The 19695-nt window shown below is 60.6% G+C and carries 17 protein-coding genes; 8 read left to right on the forward strand and 9 right to left on the reverse strand.

Going from position 1 to position 19695, the window contains the following annotated elements; genetic code table 11:
• Positions 1 to 17: 17 nt before the first annotated feature.
• The 3 genes from mrcB (at position 18) to AU11_RS18505 (ending at position 4435) form a co-directional block, all read left to right on the forward strand.
• A complete protein-coding gene (gene mrcB, locus AU11_RS15750) occupies positions 18 to 2711 on the forward strand; it encodes a penicillin-binding protein 1B (RefSeq protein ID WP_043320204.1) in 2694 nt (897 codons plus the stop codon).
• 112 nt (positions 2712 to 2823) lie between these two features.
• Positions 2824 to 3795, forward strand: a complete 972-nt coding sequence (locus AU11_RS17890; protein WP_051687313.1) for a winged helix-turn-helix domain-containing protein — start codon at positions 2824 to 2826, stop codon at positions 3793 to 3795.
• A 289-nt stretch (positions 3796 to 4084) separates the two neighbouring features.
• Entirely contained in the window at positions 4085 to 4435 is a 351-nt protein-coding gene (locus AU11_RS18505; RefSeq protein WP_051687314.1) for a response regulator transcription factor, read from the forward strand.
• A 69-nt stretch (positions 4436 to 4504) separates the two neighbouring features.
• On the opposite strand, the gene hemB is transcribed toward AU11_RS18505, so the two are convergent.
• The 7 genes from hemB to AU11_RS15795 all read right to left on the reverse strand — a co-directional run bounded on the left by hemB (position 4505) and on the right by AU11_RS15795 (position 12184).
• Positions 4505 to 5515, reverse strand: a complete 1011-nt coding sequence (gene hemB, locus AU11_RS15765) for a porphobilinogen synthase (protein WP_043320205.1) — start codon at positions 5513 to 5515, stop codon at positions 4505 to 4507.
• Positions 5516 to 5609: 94 nt separating this feature from the next.
• Positions 5610 to 6236: a GntR family transcriptional regulator gene (locus AU11_RS15770; RefSeq protein ID WP_043320206.1), complete on the reverse strand. Its 627-nt coding sequence runs from the start codon at positions 6234 to 6236 to the stop codon at positions 5610 to 5612.
• Between the two features lie 2 nt (positions 6237 to 6238).
• On the reverse strand, positions 6239 to 7420 hold the full coding sequence (locus tag AU11_RS15775; protein WP_043320207.1) for a benzoate/H(+) symporter BenE family transporter: 1182 nt from the start codon (positions 7418 to 7420) through the stop codon (positions 6239 to 6241).
• A gap of 127 nt (positions 7421 to 7547) precedes the next feature.
• Positions 7548 to 8831, reverse strand: a complete 1284-nt coding sequence (gene hemL / locus AU11_RS15780; RefSeq protein WP_043320208.1) for a glutamate-1-semialdehyde 2,1-aminomutase — start codon at positions 8829 to 8831, stop codon at positions 7548 to 7550.
• A gap of 139 nt (positions 8832 to 8970) precedes the next feature.
• A complete protein-coding gene (locus AU11_RS15785) occupies positions 8971 to 9762 on the reverse strand; it encodes a hydroxymethylpyrimidine/phosphomethylpyrimidine kinase (RefSeq protein ID WP_043320209.1) in 792 nt (263 codons plus the stop codon).
• 106 nt (positions 9763 to 9868) lie between these two features.
• Positions 9869 to 10291: a protoporphyrinogen oxidase HemJ gene (hemJ, locus tag AU11_RS15790; protein ID WP_043320210.1), complete on the reverse strand. Its 423-nt coding sequence runs from the start codon at positions 10289 to 10291 to the stop codon at positions 9869 to 9871.
• A 72-nt stretch (positions 10292 to 10363) separates the two neighbouring features.
• Positions 10364 to 12184, reverse strand: coding sequence for a chloride channel protein (locus AU11_RS15795; RefSeq protein ID WP_051687315.1), 1821 nt, complete (start codon positions 12182 to 12184; stop codon positions 10364 to 10366).
• Between the two features lie 124 nt (positions 12185 to 12308).
• Here AU11_RS15795 and argC point away from each other — a divergent pair, with 124 nt between their 5' ends.
• From argC to erpA, 4 genes are all read left to right on the forward strand, one after another.
• Positions 12309 to 13364, forward strand: a complete 1056-nt coding sequence (gene argC / locus AU11_RS15800) for an N-acetyl-gamma-glutamyl-phosphate reductase (protein ID WP_043320211.1) — start codon at positions 12309 to 12311, stop codon at positions 13362 to 13364.
• Between the two features lie 75 nt (positions 13365 to 13439).
• Entirely contained in the window at positions 13440 to 14180 is a 741-nt protein-coding gene (locus AU11_RS15805; protein WP_043320214.1) for a DUF6776 family protein, read from the forward strand.
• A gap of 94 nt (positions 14181 to 14274) precedes the next feature.
• Complete coding sequence (locus AU11_RS15810) at positions 14275 to 14688, forward strand: polymer-forming cytoskeletal protein (RefSeq protein WP_231492000.1); 414 nt, start codon at positions 14275 to 14277, stop codon at positions 14686 to 14688.
• A gap of 129 nt (positions 14689 to 14817) precedes the next feature.
• The gene (erpA, locus tag AU11_RS15815) at positions 14818 to 15171 is read left to right on the forward strand and encodes an iron-sulfur cluster insertion protein ErpA (RefSeq protein WP_043320216.1); all 354 of its coding nucleotides are present in this window, start codon (positions 14818 to 14820) and stop codon (positions 15169 to 15171) included.
• Between the two features lie 31 nt (positions 15172 to 15202).
• Here erpA and AU11_RS15820 read toward each other — a convergent pair whose 3' ends face one another.
• Positions 15203 to 16315: an anhydro-N-acetylmuramic acid kinase gene (locus tag AU11_RS15820; RefSeq protein ID WP_043320218.1), complete on the reverse strand. Its 1113-nt coding sequence runs from the start codon at positions 16313 to 16315 to the stop codon at positions 15203 to 15205.
• Positions 16316 to 17614, reverse strand: a complete 1299-nt coding sequence (locus tag AU11_RS15825; protein ID WP_231492003.1) for a peptidoglycan DD-metalloendopeptidase family protein — start codon at positions 17612 to 17614, stop codon at positions 16316 to 16318. It abuts the gene before it with no gap.
• Positions 17615 to 18067: 453 nt separating this feature from the next.
• On the opposite strand from AU11_RS15825, the gene tyrS reads away from it, so the two are divergent.
• Positions 18068 to 19375, forward strand: coding sequence for a tyrosine--tRNA ligase (gene tyrS / locus AU11_RS15830; protein ID WP_043320220.1), 1308 nt, complete (start codon positions 18068 to 18070; stop codon positions 19373 to 19375).
• Positions 19376 to 19695: the final 320 nt, after the last annotated feature.

The following is a 19695-nucleotide window of genomic DNA, read 5'->3' on the forward strand; positions in this document are numbered from 1 at the left end:
TTGTTATCCGGATTTCTATGCCAGCGAAAAAACGCCGCTCTACCACCAAACGTTCCCATCGCAGCGAGGGGCGCCTCGGTCGCTGGATCAAGCGCCTCAGCCTGCTTGCCCTGCTCGGTGTGCTGGTGCTGGCGGGCTATATGGTATGGCTGGACATGCAGTTGCGCGAGCGTCTCGATAGTCGCCAGTATCAGCTGCCAGCGCGGGTGTTTGCGCGCCCGCTCGTGCTGAAAGAAGGCATGGTGATGCGCCCGGATGAGCTGGAGGCGGAATTTGCGGCACTCAATTACAAAAAGGTAGCGGCGGTCGATGAACCGGGCCAGTGGCAGCGGGACGGCATGGAATATCTGGTGTGGCGAAGGGACTTTATCCACGCCGACAAGCGCGAACAGGCCGCCAAGGTACGCTTTCGTCTGCGCAACGATGAGTTGAGCGGCCTGCGTGATGAAGCCGGTACGGGGATCAAGGAGTTCCGTCTGGACGCAGCCCCCATTGGTACATTGCTGGGCGGCGGAGACGACCGCACTCCGGTGCGTATTGAAGAAATTCCGCCGTTGTTGGGGGCAACCCTGATCGCGGTGGAGGACCAGGATTTTGCTCATCACTTCGGCGTTTCGCCCCGAGGGATTGCCCGTGCCATGGTCGCCAATTTCAAGGCCGGCGGCGTGGTACAGGGTGGCTCCACTATCACCCAGCAGCTGGTAAAGAACATCTTTTTCGATCACAAGCCCAGCCTGTGGCGGAAGTTTAACGAAGCGTTGATGGCGATCCTGATGGAGATCCATTACGACAAGGCTTACATCCTCCAGGAGTACATCAACGAGGTCTGGTTGGGGCAGCAGGGTAGTCGTGCTATCTACGGCTTCGGTCTCGCGGCCGAGTTCTATTTCCACAAACCCCTGAACCAACTGGAGCCTCATCAGATCGCTCTGCTGGTGGGGCTGGCCAAGGGCGCGTCCTATTACAACCCCTGGCGGCATCCCAAGCGCGCGCTGGAACGTCGCAACACGGTGCTGGATGTGATGCAGGAGCAGGGGTTGATTAGTGAGGAAGATCTCGCGCGGCTGAAGAAAAAGCCGCTGGAGGTGGCCACCGTCGGTGCCGCGGCCCAGAATCCCTACCCGGCGTTTACCGAGCGCCTGCTTGAGGAGTTGCGCCCCTATTACTCCGTAGAGGAGCTGCGGACCGCTGGTCTGCGGGTCTACACCACCCTCGCGCCGTCGGTGCAACAGCTCGCGGAAGATGCCATTAGCGATGGGGCGACCAAGCTGGAGAAGGATCGCGGGATCAAGGCGGATTCCCTGCAGGGCGCCACGGTGATCCTGGAAAACCACAGTGGTAATGTGCTCGCCATGGTGGGTGACCGCCGCCCTCACTACCCGGGCTTTAACCGCGCTCTGGAAGCGCGCCGTCAGATCGGCTCTCTGATCAAGCCGGCGGTGTATCTGACCGCCCTGGAGCGCGCCCATGAGTACAATCTGGGAACCCTGATCGATGATGCGCCGATTCGCGAGGTCAGTGAGGATGGCCAGGTGTGGATGCCGGCCAACTTCAACAACCGCAGCCACGGTCAGGTGCCCCTGTACGTGGCACTGTCCCGTTCCTACAACCAGGCGACGGCGCGTCTGGGGCTGGATCTCGGGATCGAGAGTGTGCGCCAGACCATTCGTCGACTAGGCGTGCAGGCGAACCTTCCGCGGGTGCCCTCCCTGTTTCTGGGTGCAGTGGAATTGACGCCCTACGAAGTGGCGGGCATGTACCAGACCATGGCGAATGGCGGTGAACATGTAGAGCCGCGCACACTGTTGGCGGTATCGGATGCCGAAGGTGCCCAGGTTCAACGTTTTCGCCCCAAGACCAATCGGGGGGTGGATGAGGTGCCCATCTACCTGCTGCGCTACGGGCTGGAACAGGTCATGCGTGAGGGAACCGGCAAAAGTGCCTACCGCCGCCTGCCCAACAGTGTGCCCTTCGCCGGCAAGACCGGTACCACCAACAACTATCGGGACAGCTGGTTTGCCGGCTTCAGCCCGGGAGTGACAGCGGTGGTATGGCTGGGCCGGGATGACAACGAACGCACCAGCCTCACCGGCGCTACCGGTGCGCTGAGTATCTGGACCGAAATTATGCGACAGTTGCCCCACCGCCACGGCCGTATTCAGGCGCCAAGGGGGGTGGAGTGGAAGCCCATCAACGAAAAGGGTGAGTACATGGACCCGCGCTACTGCCAGGGCGGGCGCGAGGTGCCGATTTCCACAGAGAGCCGGCTGGTGACCGACCCGCGCTGTGAGCGCCGTGGTTGGTTCCGCAACTGGTTTGACCGCGACGACGAAAATGTTGCGCCGCGGGAGGATATGACCCCTGGCTGGGGAATAGACCCGGAACAGCAGCGCCGCGAGCGCCAGCAGAAAGAACAACAGGAGCGGGAACGTCAACTGCGTGAGCAACTGGACCTTGAAGGGCAACCGGTGCCCCAGCAGCCGCAACAGTATCCGCAGCAGCGTATCCCGCAGACCGAAGCCGAGCGTTTGCAGCGTCTCGAAGAGTCCGGTCGCCAGCAGGAGCAGCGCTACCTGGAGGAAGAGCGTCGCGCACAGGAAGAGCGGCGTCAGCTCGAGCAGCGCATCCAGGAGCAGGAGCGTCGCCGGGGTGCTCCGGTGGAGGACGCACAGCCCTGGCCACCGCAGGAAGAGGACGACCAATGGCCATGATACCGGCGATATGATCCCCTGAAACTGGTGACCTGCAGGATTTCGTGCTGGCCTTTTGTACTGACGATCGTTCATAATCTTCCGCCGATCGCGATTCTTATTCGGTCAGACGATGCAGTATCGATTCGACAGCTTTTTTCTGGATATGACGCACCTGCGCCTGGCGGCAAATGCCCAGGTTGTAGATTCTGATGCCCGTCAGCTGCAATTGCTGGGGCTGCTGATTGCCGCCTACCCGGAGTGCGTCACCCGTCAATCCCTACTGGATCAGCTTTGGCCCAACACCGTGGTTTCCCAGTGGTCGCTGGGGCGGCTGGTTTCTGATACACGCAAGCAGTTTCGCGAGCTGGGCTATGCCGGTGAGCTGATCCAGACCCAGCATGGGCGCGGCTACCGGCTCTCGCCCGAGGTCGCAGAAAAGCTGCAGCGGGTCGAACCTGCGACGGAGTCTGCGGTAAGCCCCGGCTCTACTCACCCACACTCGGTTGACTCCTTCCCCCCTCGTGATACCGCCCCGGGAAGTGACCCGGCACATACCCCGGACCCGCTCTCGCACACCCGCGATCGCAGTTTCTGGCGGTTGTTTTCGGCGGTGGCCGTGGCGGTGGTGGTGACTGGGTTGGTAGTTTCCATGGTAACCGCACGGCGTATTCCCGGAGACGGGGCTCCGCTGGTCATCGGCGAGGCTCCGGGGGTGCGCGGGCGCATCCTGTGGGTGGATGACAACCCGGATAACAATCTCAGTGAGCGCAGCCACTTCGAATCGAAAAATATCGCGATTTACCTGGCGACCAATACCGAAGATGCCATGACCCTACTGTCCATGTACCGCTATGATGCGGTGATCTCGGATATGGGGCGCGGTGGCGAGCCCCTGGCGGGCTTCAAATTGATGGAGCGCATTCGCAGCAAGCGTGACCGTACCCCCTATTTCCTGTACACCATCATGCCGTCGGAAACCCAGCGCCAGCTGGTTGTGCAACGGGGTGGTAACGGAGTGGCAGTGACGCCAGAGGAGCTCTACAGGATGGTGCTGCCTCTGTTTGAGAATGCGTCGTCCCCGGCTTCTTCCAGCCCCCCCTGATTGGTTCAGACGACTGCCAGAACAGCCCCTCGGCAGGGACTTTTCTGGGGTGTCCCCTCTCTTCCTCTCTTGTCCCGAGCCCCTGAATTTCCTGCTATCACTGGCTTTCACAAGTATTCACAAGCTTTCAAAGACCTTGCGCCGCGCTACTGGCTACATTGGCTCCGTTGATCCCCGGGAGCCACCCCAGTGGGGTGGGGCTAACTGGCCAAGACCGACCCCGGGGGGTGTTGAACGCGGGAAGCCGGATTCGAAAGCGGGCTTCCGGGTACTGTTGAATGGGGGAGTCATGTTGGGGGCAGGACTGGGTGCGGCGCTACTGAAGGCTGCGGAAGCTGAAAGTGAGTTACCGCAGGTGCAGAAGCGACAGCCGGTGACGGTTGATGCTGCTGAGGTTGAAGTGGCGTCGGTGGAGGCTCGCGTTGACACGGTGGTGTCCGGTGGTGGAGCGCCTTTCAGTCGCCGTGAGCGCCAGGTGCTTGAGCAGGTTGCCGCCGGAGCAACCAGCGCGGAAATCGCCGAGCGATTGCACATCTCCATCCACACGGTAAAAAATCACCGTAAAAGCATTCTGCGCAAGGCCGGCTGCCGCAACTCCGGTCAGCTGGTTTCCCGCTGTGCAGCGCTTGGATTGATCTGATCCGCCGAAAACGGGGCAGCTGCAGCGAGAAGGGCGCCGCACCGGGCGGCCCTCTGTCACTTCAGCCCGTCAGCGCTGTAGTAATTTCGCGGCTTCTTCCGCAAAGTAGGTCAGCACTCCGTCAGCCCCGGCGCGCTTGAACGCGAGCAGGGATTCGAGAATGACTCCCTCTCGGTTGAGCCATCCGTTCTCAAATGCCGCACAGTGCATGGCGTACTCTCCGCTCACCTGGTAGGCAAAGGTGGGGACCTTCAGTTCGTCTTTGACCCGCCTGACCACGTCCAGGTAGGGCATCCCGGGCTTCACCATGATCATGTCTGCCCCTTCCGCCAGATCCAGTGCGCACTCGTGCAGGGCCTCCTCACCATTGGCAGGATCCATCTGGTAGCTGAACTTGTTGGCGCCTTTTAGGTTGCCCGCAGAACCCACCGCATCGCGAAACGGTCCGTAATAGCTTGATGCGTACTTGGCGGCGTAGGACATGATCTGGGTATTCACATGACCATCGCGTTCCAGCGCGGCGCGTACCGCACCGATGCGCCCGTCCATCATGTCGGAGGGTGCCACCACATCGGCGCCCGCTTCCGCATGGGACAGCGCCTGCTGCACCAGCACTTCCACCGTGTCGTCATTGACGATGTAGCCGGCGTCGTTCATCAGCCCGTCCTGGCCGTGACTGGTGAACGGGTCCAGGGCTACGTCGGTGATGACGCCGAGCTCCGGGGCGGTATCTTTGAGCGCGCGCACCGCGCGTTGGGCCAATCCGTCCTTGTCGTAGGCGGCACGTGCGTCGTCAGATTTTGCCGACGGGTCTACCACAGGGAACAGCGCCACCGCGGGAATACCCAGCTTCACCAGCTCTTTGACCTTGGCGGTGAGCAGGTCCACGGTGAGCCGTTCCACCCCCGGCATAGAGGCGACCTGCTGGATTTCACTACGGCCTTCAATCACAAATAGCGGCAGGATCAGGTCGTCGGTGCTCAGGCGATTTTCCCGCACCAGGCGGCGGGAGAACTCACTGGCGCGCAGGCGGCGTGGCCGGGAATGGGGGAATGGGCCGCGATGGGAAGTGAAACTCATGGTGTGGGCACTCCGAAAATTGGATGGGCAGGCTACGGTTCGGTGAGCGCCTGCTCGACAGGCGCGCATGATAGCAAACCCCGGAGCGCGGGTTTTACCCCTGCCGATCGCTCAGGTGCTGCACCAGCAGGCGCCCTGCGGCAGCGATATGTTGCTCGAGCAGTGCACACGCCGGTGCACAATCGCCCTGTTGCAGAAGATCCAGCAGCCGGTGATGCTCTTCCTGGCTGGTGCTCTGATAGTCGAGCGTACGATTCTGATAGCCAATGTAGCGCTCGCACTGTCGCTGCAGTTGTTCAACAGTGTGGAATAGCGCGGGCCTCTCGGCGGCCCGGTACAGGGTGGTGTGGAACTGCCAGTTGTGCTGGCCAAGGGCTGACGCGTCCAGCACCGGGTTCTTATCCATCGCATCGAGAATATCCCGCGCCCGCCCGATGATCTCGCCGTTGAGGTTTGGTGCTGCGCGCTCTAGCAGCAGTGGCTCCAGATGCATACGCATCAGATAGAGGTCTTCCGCTTCCTGGGGTGCGAGAGCCGGCACGGCCAGGCCCCGTTTGCCGTGAGTGCACAGCCAGCCCTCGGCTTTCAGTCGCGCCAGGGCGTCCCGCACCGGAATGCGGCTGACGCCGTAGCGCTTGGCGATTTCAGCCTGCTTTAGAGGAGTTCCCGGGGCAAAGTGTCCCCGTTGCAGGTCCAGCTTGAGTTGGTGGTAGAGATCCATTATCACCTCCGTTGCAGCAGCCCGTGGCAGGCCAGACCCGCTGTGAGTCCCCAGAAAGCCGAGCCGATCCCAAAAAAGCTGACCCCGGAGGCGGTGATCAGTAATGTGATGAGTGCGGCCTCGCGGCTGTCGGCCTCGGCGGTGGCACCGGCGAGGCTGGTCCCGATCACACCGATCAGCGCCAGCCCGGCGACGCCGGCAATCATGGCCTCGGGGAGCGCTTTAAACAGCATCACCAGGCTGGCCCCAAACAGCCCCGTCAGCAGATAAAACACACCTGCGGCGATACCGGCGATATAGCGCCGTGTGGGGTCGGGGTGGGCCTCAGGGCCCGTGCATATAGCAGCGGAAATGGCCGCAAAGTTAAACGCAAAGCCGCCAAAAGGGGCCAGCGCGAGGCCGGCCAGCCCGGTGCCGCCCACCACCGGCGAAATCGGCACTTTGCCGTAGCCGCTGGCGCGCAGTATCGCAGCCCCAGGCAGGTTCTGTGAGGTCATGGTGACGATAAACAGCGGCAGGCCCACACCCAGCAGTACCGCCGGGTTGAACGCGGGCGCCACCCACTGCAGCCGGCCAACGGACCAGGCCAGCTGCTCTGTGTGGACTGCCCCGAGCAGCCAGCTGGCGCCAAAGCCTACCCCCAGCACCAGCGGGATACAGTAGCGCGGCAGCCAGCGCCGCCCCAGCAGGTAAGTTAACAGCATCGCGCCCACCAGTGTGGGGCTGGTCTGTAGGGAGGTGAAGATCGAGAGCCCAAACTGCAGCAGAATGCCCGCGAGCATGGCACTGGCCAGGGGTAGTGGCACCCGCGCCGCAATCCGCTCGAAAGCGCCGGAGACTCCCAGAACCAGGGTGAGCAGGGCGCTGAACAGGAAAGCTCCGACTGCTTCGGGCAGGGAAACCCCGTGCAGGCTGGTGATCAGCAGTGCGGCCCCGGGGGTGGACCAGGCGGTAACCACCGGCGCGCGGTAGTACCAGGAAAAGCCGATGCAGGTGAGGCCCATGCCGAGGCCGAGGGCCCCGATCCACGAGACCATTTGCGCCTCACTGGCGCCGGCGGCGTCCGCTGCCTGCAGCACGATCGCAACCGAGCTGGCAAAACCCACCAGCACCGCGGCAAAGCCCGCACTGATGGCAGACAGGGTGGTATCGCTACTGAGAGAACGCTGTGCGACCTGCTCCATAAAATGTATACCCGGCTAAAAATGTATACATTTTCAGCCAGGTAAGGATCGGGCGCAATGGGGGCCTGTGGGGGGGATCCTAGATTGACCGCCACCGCTGGAGTCCGGTGGCGGAGTTGCAGTGCGTTCAGTCGAGGCGGGCGAACACCCGTCGCGCGGCGGCAATGGTGTTGTCGATATCCTCATCGCTGTGGGCGGCGGACATAAACCCGGCTTCGTAGGAAGCCGGAGCCAGGTACACGCCCTCTTCCAGCATACCGTGGAAGAAGCGGTTGAAACGCTCGGTGTTACAGGCCATGACCTGCTGGTAATTGCTTACCTGCTCTGCGTCGGTGAAGAAGAACCCGAACATGCTGCCGACCTTGTTTGCAGTAAGCGGGATGCCGGCATCCCTGGCCGCGGTCAGAACGCCGTCTACCAGGCGGTCGGTTTTTGCGCTCAGTGCGTCGTAGAGACCCTCCTCCTGGATCAGTTGCAAGGTCTCGAGGCCCGCCACCATGGCCATCGGGTTCCCGGACAGGGTGCCCGCCTGATACACCGGCCCCAGCGGGGCAATCTTTTCCATGATTTCACGTTTGCCACCGAAGGCGCCCACCGGCATACCGCCACCGATCACCTTGCCGAGGGTGGTGATGTCGGCTTCGATACCGTAGTGGCCCTGGGCACCGGTCAGGCTGACGCGGAAACCGGTCATCACCTCGTCCAGAATCAGCACCGCGCCGGACTGGTCGCAGACCTCGCGCAGGGTTTCCAGAAAGCCCGGCAGCGGCGGAATGCAGTTCATGTTGCCCGCCACCGGCTCGACGATGATGCAGGCAATCTGGTCGCCAATTTCGGCGAAACACTTTTTCACGCCCTCGATATCGTTGTAGGTGAGGGTGATGGTGTGGTCGGCAAGTGCTGCTGGGACACCGGGGGAAGACGGCACACCCATGGTGAGGGCGCCGGAGCCGGCTTTGACCAGCAGCGAGTCGGAGTGGCCGTGGTAGCAACCTTCAAACTTCACGATCTTGTCGCGCCCGGTGTGGCCGCGGGCCAGGCGAATGGCGCTCATAGTGGCCTCGGTACCGGAGTTGACGAAGCGCACCAGGTCCATGTCCGGCCATAGGCGGCACAGCTCTTCCGCCAGCTCGGTTTCCAGTTCGGTGGGGGCGCCGAAACTCAGACCGGACTGGGCCTGTTCGACAACGGCATCAATCACATCGGGGTGCGCGTGGCCCAGCACCATCGGGCCCCAGGACTGCACGTAATCGATGTAGCGTTTTTCGTCGGCATCGTACAGGTAGGCGCCCTCGGCGCGCTCGATAAACACCGGAGTGCCGCCCACCGCGCGGAAGGCGCGCACCGGCGAATTGACGCCGCCGGGGATGACTTTCTGGGCTTCGGCAAAAAGGGATTCGGATTTGCTCATAGAGATACGGACACCGGATTTGAGAGGGTGAAGGGAATTCGGGATTGGAAATTGCGCGGTATTATCGGCGGCACCGCCACCGGTCGCAAACCGGATGGCAGATTTATCTGCGGCGGCGGAGGCCGGGCGTGATGTGCGCTCAGTCCTTACAGGTCCAGAACAGGCGGTTGGGAACCGGCCGCCCCATCCCCAGGCGGCGACTGCCGGCAATGGCGCTCCAGGTGAACTGCTGGCCGCGATTGACCGCCTCGAGCATGGTAAGCCCGTGGGCGATATGGCAGGCAATGGCGGTGGTAAGGGTGCCGCAGGCGCCGTAAGCAGCCGGGGGCAGGCGTTGCCAGCGGAATTCCCGCACCAGGCCGCGCGCATCGTAAAGCCGATTCTCCAGCTGCTGCTCACAGGCGGGTACGCCGGTCAGTAGCAGGTAGCGGCAACCGGTTTCCAGCAGCTCCTGAGCCTGGGCATCGTGAACGTCCGCTTCGCCCGCCATGGCGCGTGCTTCGCGGCGGTTTGGCGCCACCAGTGTGGCCAGTGGCAACAGCAGGTCGGTCATGGCCTTCCACAGCGGGGGGGCGAGAACGCTTTCCTTGTCGGCGAGGGTGGCATCCGGGTCAATAATCAGCGGGACATCCGGGTAGTCCCGCAGAACGCTGTGCAGCGCGTGGACGTTCTCCACCGAGCCCAGGTAACCGATTTTGATGGCGGCGATCGGCATGTCCTCAAGTACCGCCCGGGCCTGCTCTACCAGCAGACTGTCATCCACCGGTGCCACACCTGCCAGTTCGCTGGTGTCGCCAACGGTGATTGCGGATACCACGGAAGCGCAATGGCAACCGAGACTGGCGGCAGTTTCCGTGTCGGCCGCTATGCCGGCACTCCCGCTGGGGTCGTGGTGGGTTACGGTGAGGACAATCGGTTGGCGTGTATCCATGGGCGTTTGGGAACTCCTCGCAGATTTCCTAATTCTAGCCGGGGCGACCGCGACCGGGTGGCCTGGGGCGCCCCTGTCGCGGTGGATTGACCGGTGACGTACTGGTTTAGAAGGGCTTCACCACGGCGAGAATCACAATGGCCAGCAGGGCCAGCACCGGCAACTCATTGAAAATTCGGAAATAGCGACCGCTTTTGGTGACGGTGCCGGTGGCAAACTTTTTCACGTAACTGCCGCAGATATGGTGGTAGCCGATCAGCAGCACCACCAGGGTCAGTTTGGCATGCAGCCAGCCGGCGGATTTGTAGTACTCGGGATTGAAGGTGATCAGCCAGATACCGAATATCAGAGTGGCGAGCATGGAGGGCGTGGCGATACCCCGATACAGACGCCGCTCCATAATCTTGAATCGATCTTTACTCACCGAGTCGGTAGCGTCGATGTGATAGACGAACAGTCGCGGCAGATAAAACAATGCGGCAAACCAGCAGACCATTGAGATGATGTGGAAGGCTTTTACCCAAAGCATCGAAGCTCCTTATCCGGAGGAAAACCGGTTTATTCGGTGGTGCAAATTACTGCCTGCGGTCCTCGCAGAGGGTCACTGGCGATAATAATGTTCTATGTGCTGCGGCAGGATGATACCCGCCACATCGCTGTTCAGTACACCCGGGTTGCCCTGATCGTAATCTCGCCCGATATACAGGGCGTCTGCGCCGTGTTGCTCCAGCTCCTGATACGCTTCCAGCAGGGTGGCGCGCCAGCTCAAGGGGGCAACCTGCAGGCGTTCCCCCGGCAGCCTCAGCAGGTCGATTTTCTCGCTGTCTTCCGGTTCCGCCTCTTCGCCGTCGGCTTCTTTTTTTGGGCGCTGCAGAAAATTCGCCAGGTCCGCGGTGCGCAGGGCCTGGGTGCCGTTCTCCCCTTCCACCAGCAGCCAGGCCGGCTGCTGCTCAATCAGTCGCTGCGCCTGGGCTGCGTCCAGTTGTTGTGGGGCGACAGCAACTGCCCTCTCCATCGCGCCGGCGACGCCCACACGGCTGAGCATTTGCGCTCGCCATGACGGGGTGCCGCTTTTCCCCAGTGCGCGCAGGGATTCCTGGTAAATTCCCTGGGTCGAGAACAGTTGACGGCTCACCAGACAGGCCACCACGATGGTCATCATCGCGGGAAACAGCACGTTCGGATTATAAGTGAGCTCGAGAATGGCCAGCAGCGCAGCAAGTGGTGCGTTCAACAGAGCCGCCATCATGGCTGCCATCCCCACCATGGCATAGAGCCCGGGGCTGGCAGTGGCCGCCCCCAGCCAGAGATTGGCCAGATGGCCGGCGGCGCCGCCGATACAGGCGCCGAGTATCAGACTGGGGCCAATCACCCCGCCGGGGATGCCGAGGCCTGTGGCCAGAGCCGTTGCCACGAGCTTTGCCAGCACAATGGTCGAGAGGGTGGCGATACCCAGTTGCCCGAGCATGGCCATTTCCAGAGTGTCGTAACCGGTGCCCAATATCTGCGGCACCCACAGTGCCAGGATGCCGGTGGCCGCGCCGGCGAGTGCAAAGCGCAACAGGGGGTGAAAGCGTAATTGCAGAGGCAGCAGCCGACGCTGACTGATAATAAACAGGGCGGCGAGAGCCCCGACCGCCAGCGCGCACACGAACAGGATGGGCAGCTCCGCCAGAGATTGCAGTTGTGATGCGGGTACACTGAATGCCGCCTGATGACCAAAGGCCAGACGGGTGGCGGCGCTGCCACTGACCGCGGCGATCATCACCGGTAAGAAACCGGCCACCGTGTACTCCAGCATGACCACCTCCATGGCGAAGATCACGCCGGCCAGGGGGGTATTGAAGGAGGCGGCAATCGCCGCAGCGACACCACAGGCGAGGAGGGTGCGCAATGCATTGTTTGGCAATCGCAAACGGTGTGCGACCCAGGAGCCGCTGGCGGCCCCGAGGTGTACCGATGGCCCTTCGCGACCGATCGACTGGCCGCTCAACAGAGCCAGGGAGCCGGCGAAGAACTGCAGTAGCGCGTTTTTCATCGGCATTCTGCCCTGGTGGCTGTGCAGCCGGTCGAGCACGTGCAGTACCCCTACCGAACGCACCGAAGGCGTTACCCAGTGAAAAATGAGTCCCAGCAGAATGGCGCCACTGAAGGGCAGCAGGAATCGCCAAAGCGGTGGCAGGGATTCGAAATCCTCCAGGCGTGGCAGGTACAGAATCGCCGGCCCTTCACTCAATTGCCGGAAGCCAATCACCACAAGTCCTGCACAGATTCCTATGACCAGTGCCAGTAGTACCAGGAGCGATAGGGCTTTTTGCGCAGACAGGTCCAGCTGCAGTCGGTCCAGCAGTCGCGGGCGGCGGGGATGGAGCGGTGACGGGGATGGGCTGGCAGGAGCGTTCGACTGCGTTCGGCGCCGCACGGTTAATCCTTTAATCTCGTTGGCTTATGGTAGAGTGCACGGCTCAGTATACAGGGGGTGCCAGTGGACAACAGGCGTCTCCGCAAGGATAGAAAACCGCAGGCAGCTAGAAAGGAGCGGAGTTGTGAGTGTCATCAAAGCGGCAATTGTGGGCGGAACTGGATATACCGGTGTAGAGCTGTTGCGCCTGCTGTCTGGCCATAACGGGGTGGAAGTGAGAGCGATTACCTCCCGAGCCGAGTCGGGCACGCCAGTGGCGGAACTGTTTCCCAGCCTGCGCGGTCACTATGACCTGAAGTTCACCGCCCCCGATGTGGAGGAGCTTGCGGCCTGCGATGTGGTGTTTTTTGCTACCCCCCACGGCGTTGCCCAGGCTCAGGTGCCCGAGCTGATCGCACGTGGAGTGCGGGTGATCGACCTTTCCGCGGATTTTCGGCTACAGGATATCCCCACCTGGGAGAAGTGGTATGGACAGCAGCATGCCTGTCCCGAGTTGGCGGCTGAGGCAGTGTACGGATTGCCCGAAACCAACCGCACGCAAATTGCCGGAGCACAACTGATCGCCTGTCCCGGGTGCTATCCCACTGCGATCCAGCTCGGCTTCCTGCCGTTACTGGAAGAGGGGCTGGTGGAGACTAGGGGGCTGATCGCCAATGCGGCCAGCGGTGCCAGTGGCGCGGGCCGGCAGGGCAAAACCGATCTTCTGTTTGCGGAGAATAATGACAGCTTCCGGGCTTATGCGGCCGCGGGGCACCGCCACCTGCCGGAAATCGAGCAGGGGCTCGGGCGGGCAGCGGGTGGTCCAGTGGAGCTGACCTTTGTACCCCACCTGTTACCCATGGTGCGGGGTATTCACGCCACACTTTACGCAAGGCTCAAGGATGCCTCTGCTGCCGCTTCCGCGCAGGAGGCGCTGCAGGCACAGTTTGAGCAGCGCTACGCTGCCGAGCCGTTTGTCGATGTGATGCCTGCCGGCAGTCACCCGCAGACCCGCAGTGTAAAGGGGACCAATGTGTGCCGCGTGTCGGTAATGCGTCCTCAAGGGCGCGATACCGTGGTGGTGCTGTCGGTCATCGATAACCTGGCCAAGGGGGCGTCAGCACAGGCGATTCAGAACATGAATATCATGTTTGGCTTAAATGAGAACCAGGGGCTAGAGAGCCCGGCACTGCTGCCTTAGAATCAAAGGCAGAGCACAAACAATAAAACACGCGACAGCAGCGAATACTACATAGCGAAAACACGAATAGAACCCATGGCCCGCAAAGTTAAAGGCAGCAAGCAGTACCGCATGAAGGTTGTGCCTCACCGGCCCATCCACGGCGTTTTTTCCGCGCTGGGGGTGAGCCTGCTGGTGTTGTCCACCAGTGCAGGCGCGTTCTTCGCCGGCCAGTATCAGCTGAGCAAAAGCCTGGATGAAAAGACCCGGGCCCATGCTCGGGTGCTCGACGAGGTGGATCGCCTGCGTGCGGAAAATGAGACCCTGCGCGTGCGCGCCACAACCGCGGAGCAGTCGGTAGCCATCGGTGAACAGGCCAGTGAATCGGTGCGCGCTGAGTTGGTGGCGAAAGATAACCAGATCGCGGAGCTGCGGCAGGAAATTTCGTTCTATCGCGGCATCATGGCTCCCACTGAGGGGAGTGACGGAGTGTCCATCGGCCGCTTCAGCATCTCTGAATCCGGTGATCGTCGCTATCAGTATAAGCTGCTGGTTCAGCAGTCCGCTGCCCGCCACCAGTTGGTCACCGGGGCGGTGCGTTTCACCATTGTCGGACAGGTGGGAGGGGAAGCCCGGCGCTACGCCCTGGCAGATCTTTCACCGCAAGTGGAAAGCGAATCGATTCCGCTGCGATTCAAATATTTCCAGAACATTGAGGGAGAGCTACAGTTGCCGGAGGGCTTTGTGCCGGAAGGTGTGGAATTGTCGCTCAAATCCAGTAAGCGCAAAGGTTTCAGTATTGATCAGCGCTATGGCTGGCTGGTGCAGCAAAGTTGATTTGCTGATGGCGCTCTGGCGCTGGTGGAGGTACCAGCCTCCATCCAATTCATGAGGTTTCGGTTGAATTATGTTGAAAAAGAAAGAGAAAACTATGGCTAGCACTGGTGGCAACAGCACAACTCTGATCGCCCGTCACACTGAGGTGACCGGCGACCTGCATTTTCGCGGCAACCTGGTGGTTGAAGGCAAGGTGAAGGGCAATATCAGTGCGCACAGTGACACCGACGCGCGCCTGCAGATCGTGGATGGCGGCACCATCGAGGGTGAAATCCGAGTTCCCAACGTAGTGGTCAACGGCAACGTGAAAGGCGATGTCCATGCCAGTGGTCATCTGGAGCTGGCCTCCAAGGCAATGGTAGAGGGCAACGTGCATTACAAACTGATTGAAATGGTCAAGGGTGCCCAGGTGAATGGCTCTCTGGTATCCAACGTCGAAGTGGACACTGCCGGCGAGACCCGCATGCTGGGTTACAATTCGGACGAAGTGATTACTGACGCAGAGTGACCTGAGCGGCCCTGCTGGTGAAGCCCGGGAATTGGGACAATACTTGACCCATTTGCTGGGTTTTATCCATAATGCGCTCCGTCAGCGCCCACAATAGGGTAGGTGCTGCAAACTGTGTCGAGAAAGTCTATGTCTGAAGCTGTTTCCTTTTCACCCGAACCTATCCAGGTGACCGAGCAGGCCGTTGCCAAGGTCAAGGGGCTGCTGGAAGAGGAAGGCAATCCGGAACTGAAGCTACGGGTATTTGTGACCGGTGGCGGCTGTTCTGGCTTCCAGTACGGTTTTACCTTTGACGAGCTGGTGGCGGAAGACGACGCGATCGTCGAGAAAGACGGGATTCAGGTACTGGTCGACGCCATGAGCTACCCGTATCTGGTGGGGGCCAGCGTGGATTACGAAGAGGGGCTGTCCGGTTCCCGCTTTGTCGTGCAGAATCCGAATGCATCATCCACCTGTGGCTGCGGCTCCTCTTTTTCCATTTGAGGTCATCGCCGGTTACCCCTTCCCAGGCTACTCAGGCCGGGAATATACCCCCGAGAATCGTTTCTTTGGCTGCCCCGGTCACAGCGGGGCAGTTCCCCGTGAGGCCCTGTATGGTCTGGTGTGCCAGCCAGGCGAAGCCGGCTCCCTCCACCCAGTCCGCGTCAATTCCGTAGTGATCCGTTGGTGATACCGTCCAGGTGGGTAGCCGCCGGCGTATTCGATCCATGAGGTCACTATTGCGTGCTCCCCCGCCACAGACCAGCAGTTCACCGCCGCGGGCAAATTCGTGCACACCGTTGGCGATAGTTGCCGCTGTCACTTCCGCGAGCGTGGCCTGAACATCCGCTGGAGTTACTTCGAGGCCGGCGCTGGCGCGTTCCAGCCAGCTTGGGTTGAAAGCCTCCCGGCCGGTGCTCTTCGGGGCAGGCGCGGCAAAAAAGGGATCGTTCAGCAGGCGATTGAGCAGCTCCGGCTGAGGGTTGCCGCTTGCGGCCCAGGCGCCATCGGCGTCGTAGGCTTCACCCTTGTGCAGCTTTACCCAGTAATCCAATAGTGCATTTCCCGGCCCCGTATCGTATCCCCGTACGCCGCCTGCTGCGGCCAATTCGGTGATATTCGCCATTCCGCCAATATTTACCACCGCTCGGTCGCGATCGGTGCGGAACACGGCATTGTGAAATGCGGGCATCAGCGGAGCACCCTGTCCGCCGAGGGCCATATCGCGACGGCGGAAATCCGCGACGGTCGTGATTCCGGTAATGGCTGCGATTGTGTTGGGATCACCGAGTTGGAGGGAGAATGGAGTAGAGACTGAGCCCGGCGGACGGTGACGCACGGTCTGGCCGTGGCTGCCAATGGCGCGCACCGCCTCCGGTTTGACGTTGGCTTCGCGCAGCACCTCGAGGGTCGCGGCGGCAAACTCCTCACCCAGTTGCCGATCCAGCTGGCCGGCGCGGTCCAGCTCCGAAGGGCCCGGTGCGCAGAGTGCCAGAATCGCTTCGCGCATTTCTGCGGAAATCGGATGCCCAATCGCGGCGCGGGTATTGCACTGCAGGCCGTCTCCGGCCTGGGTAAATTCCACCAGCACCGCATCGATACAGTCGACGCTGGTGCCGGACATCAGGCCAATATAAAGGTCCGTCATTCAGTTTACGGAGTCCTTTTCTTCGTCGGTCTGTGCCAGCGCGGGCTGCTCAAAGCGCTCGAGCTGGGCGATCAGGGGTTGAGTCTGTGCCAGGAAACGATCCATTTCTGCAGCGGCCACCGCTTTGGCTTTGGGTAGCTTGCGCACGATAGTGGCCGGATTGCGGTGATGACCATCTACAAGGAATTCATAGTGCAAGTGCGGTCCGGTAGCGTAACCGGTGGAGCCCACGGTGCCGATCACCTGGCGCTGCTTGACCCGTTGTCCACGCTTGACCGCGCGCTTGTGCAGATGCAGGTAGCGGGTAATGTAGCGCTCGCCGTGCTGGATAAATACATAATTGCCGTTGGCCTTGCTGTAGCCCGCCTTGATCACACGGCCGTCACCGGCGGAATAAACCGGGGTGCCTCGAGGAGCTGCGTAATCGGTGCCGTTGTGCGGGCGTCGGGTCTTGAAAATCGGGTGTAGGCGGCGTGGATTGAAATGAGAGCTGATCCGGCCAATATCCACAGGGGTGCGGATAAACGCCTTGCGCATGCTCTTGCCATCTGGCGTGTAGTAATTGATATCGCCGTTGCTGTCGATATAGCGCACCGCGCTGAAGGTTTTCCCCTGATTGGTGAAGGTCACTGCCTGGATGGCGCCGTTACCGATCTTTTCACCGTCGAGAAATTCCTCATCAAATATCACGCTGAACTTGTCGCCCTTGCGAATATCCAGTGCGAAATCGATATCCGAACCGAAAATGTCGGCCATCTCCATTATCAGGTTGTTGCTCAGGCCCGCCTTGCTGCCGTCAACAAACAGGGAACTCTGAATCTCCGCCTGGCGAAATGCGGTGTAGCGCTCTGGATCGCGCTGGTGGAGTGCGTACTTGTACTCATCGGAGCTGTCGCGACTGAACTCGACCTTGCTCAGGCGGTCGCGGTGGAGTTCGAGGGTTTGCAGGCTGCCGTCGCCATCGATTTGAAAGGTGAGCTCTTCCCCTGGTACCAGCTTGGCCAGCTGTTTGGCCTCTTTGCCACTGGCAAGCAGCTGATACATTTCGGCGCTACTTATACCGGCGCGCTGGAATAGGTCGGAAAGTGTGTCGCCGTTGCGTACAGTCTCCTGAACTACGCGCAGCCCCTCCATCACGCTAGGGCTCTCGGATGGCGCGGCTACTGTCTCGGCAGGTGCCGCCGGCAGGGGCTGTTCGGAGGATTCTGGCAGGCTCAAGGTGACCGGGAGCGCGGTGCGCTTGGCTTCCACTTCCGGCGGGGAGACAAACAGTGCCAGAGCCAGTGCGAAACTTGCCACTCCAGCCGCCAAGGCGTGAGTACGCGGGAAATACCTGCCCATGGCGCCCAGTAGGCGCGGGTTCTTGCGTCGATTTTGCATGATTCTATATAGAAGTAGCGCTGACTGTGATTGTTGTGTAGTTCTGGGTCTGGGATCGATGGCGCGCAAGCTGCCGCCTAAAAAACGAACACAGGGGCGACTTTATAACAAAATTACCGCCGTGGTTCACGGAGTAATTGACCTGTCTGTCCATGATTCGGTTCCTCGCTCGCGGGAGAAAGTCGACGCGTTAACTGGTGTGGCGGCAGGCTTGGTAAACCCTTCCTTGCTGCGCCGCTCGATTGTGTCTGGGCCCCGCCTCCGCTTGTATTTACCGCAGGATTCGGTACATTTGCAGCCCGATTTTTCGCCGCTGGAACCCTCTTCCGCGGCAATCCAAAGCTCAATATCAATTTACCGCAAGGGGATACCATGGCCGTAGTGGATGCGACACTGCTGGACGATCTCACCCGCCGCGGGTTGGTCAATCAGGCCACCGGCGACGGCGAACTGGAACAGCATCTGGCAGAAGCAAGTCGCACTCTCTATTGCGGCTTTGACCCAACGGCAGATTCCCTACATATAGGCAGTCTAGTCCCGCTGCTGACACTCAAGAGGTTTCAGGCGGCAGGACATCGGCCGATTGCGTTGGTTGGCGGCGCAACCGGCCTTATTGGCGACCCTTCCTTCAAAGCACAGGAGCGCTCCCTGAATACACCCGACGTCGTTTCCAGTTGGGTGGAAAAGATCAAAGCGCAGGTCAGCGCGTTTGTAGACTTCGATGCTGGTGATAACAGCGCCCTAGTCGCAAATAACCTCGATTGGACCCGGGACCTGAATGTGCTCGACTTCCTGCGGGATGTCGGTAAGCATTTTTCGGTCAACAACATGGTGAACAAGGAGTCTGTGAAGCAGCGGATTCAGCGCGAAGGTGAGGGGATCTCCTTTACGGAGTTCGCCTACATATTGCTGCAGTCCATGGACTTCTCCGAGTTGTACAAGCGCCACGAATGTACCCTGCAGATCGGCGGCTCTGACCAGTGGGGTAACATCACTGGTGGCGTTGACCTGACCCGCCGTCAGCATCGTGGCAAGGTGTTTGGCCTGACCCTGCCGTTGGTTACCAAAGCGGATGGCACCAAATTCGGTAAAACCGAGAGCGGAACTATCTGGCTGGACCCGAAGCGGACCTCGCCCTACGCCTTCTATCAGTTTTGGTTGAATACCGCCGATGCGGATGTGTACAAATTCCTTAAGTACTTCACATTTCTCAGTGTCGATGAGATTGATGCGCTGGAGCAGGCGGATGCCGAGCGCGCCGGGAAGCCGGAAGCCCAGGGGGTTCTGGCAAAAGAAGTCACACGCCTTGTGCATGGCGATGAAGGGCTGGCTGCAGCAGAGCGAATTTCACAAGCATTGTTCTCCGGTGGAATTGAAGATCTGTCCGAGGGGGATCTTGAGCAGTTGCGCCTGGACGGTTTGCCGAGTTCAGCGCTGCCAGCAGTTTACGGTGACCAGAGCCTGATTCAGCTGTTGGTTGACGCAGGCATGGCGCCATCCGGCAAGCCAGTGAAAGATGCGCTCGGGCGCAGTGCGGTACTGGTCAACGGCAAGGGGGTTGGCCTGGAGTGTAATAGTCAGCCGGCGGAAGTGTTCGCGGCCGCGCAGGCGCTCCATGACAGGTATTACATCGTCCGTCTGGGTAAAAAGAAATATCACCTGTTTTACACCGCGAGCTGAATAAATCCGTCGGTAGAGGAATGCAAAAAATCTTTTTTACAGTTTTGTCATGAAAGTGCTTGCATGGTCTCCGGCAGACTCGTATAGTTCGCGCCCTCACCGCTGCAGGGGTATCCCGAAGCGTGCTGAGGCGGCAAAGTAACTGATTGATTTTCAAAGAGTTTTCTCTAAAAAAGAATTTCAAAAAGCGCTTGCCAAGGTGGAGGAGGCCGCTATAATGCGCGCCACTTCAACGGTCACCCAGAGCGGTGGTCGAGAGGCCGGAAAGCGTTGATTTATAACGGTTTCGCGCTTCAAAGAAGTCTGCAAAAAGCACTTGC

It is taken from the genome of Microbulbifer sp. HZ11 (assembly GCF_000708675.1).
Lineage (GTDB): Bacteria > Pseudomonadota > Gammaproteobacteria > Pseudomonadales > Cellvibrionaceae > Microbulbifer.

Coding starts and splice junctions, on each gene's coding strand:
- mrcB (WP_043320204.1), top strand. CDS start 18: ATGCCAGCGAAAAAACGCCGCTCTACCACCAAACGTTCCCATCGCAGC.
- AU11_RS17890 (WP_051687313.1), top strand. CDS start 2,824: ATGCAGTATCGATTCGACAGCTTTTTTCTGGATATGACGCACCTGCGC.
- AU11_RS15805 (WP_043320214.1), top strand. CDS start 13,440: ATGGCCCGCAAAGTTAAAGGCAGCAAGCAGTACCGCATGAAGGTTGTG.
- AU11_RS15775 (WP_043320207.1), bottom strand. CDS start 7,420: ATGGAGCAGGTCGCACAGCGTTCTCTCAGTAGCGATACCACCCTGTCT.
- hemJ (WP_043320210.1), bottom strand. CDS start 10,291: ATGCTTTGGGTAAAAGCCTTCCACATCATCTCAATGGTCTGCTGGTTT.
- AU11_RS15820 (WP_043320218.1), bottom strand. CDS start 16,315: ATGACGGACCTTTATATTGGCCTGATGTCCGGCACCAGCGTCGACTGT.
- AU11_RS15810 (WP_231492000.1), top strand. CDS start 14,275: ATGGCTAGCACTGGTGGCAACAGCACAACTCTGATCGCCCGTCACACT.
- tyrS (WP_043320220.1), top strand. CDS start 18,068: ATGGCCGTAGTGGATGCGACACTGCTGGACGATCTCACCCGCCGCGGG.
- erpA (WP_043320216.1), top strand. CDS start 14,818: ATGTCTGAAGCTGTTTCCTTTTCACCCGAACCTATCCAGGTGACCGAG.
- AU11_RS15785 (WP_043320209.1), bottom strand. CDS start 9,762: ATGGATACACGCCAACCGATTGTCCTCACCGTAACCCACCACGACCCC.
- hemB (WP_043320205.1), bottom strand. CDS start 5,515: ATGAGTTTCACTTCCCATCGCGGCCCATTCCCCCATTCCCGGCCACGC.
- AU11_RS15770 (WP_043320206.1), bottom strand. CDS start 6,236: ATGGATCTCTACCACCAACTCAAGCTGGACCTGCAACGGGGACACTTT.
- AU11_RS18505 (WP_051687314.1), top strand. CDS start 4,085: ATGTTGGGGGCAGGACTGGGTGCGGCGCTACTGAAGGCTGCGGAAGCT.
- hemL (WP_043320208.1), bottom strand. CDS start 8,831: ATGAGCAAATCCGAATCCCTTTTTGCCGAAGCCCAGAAAGTCATCCCC.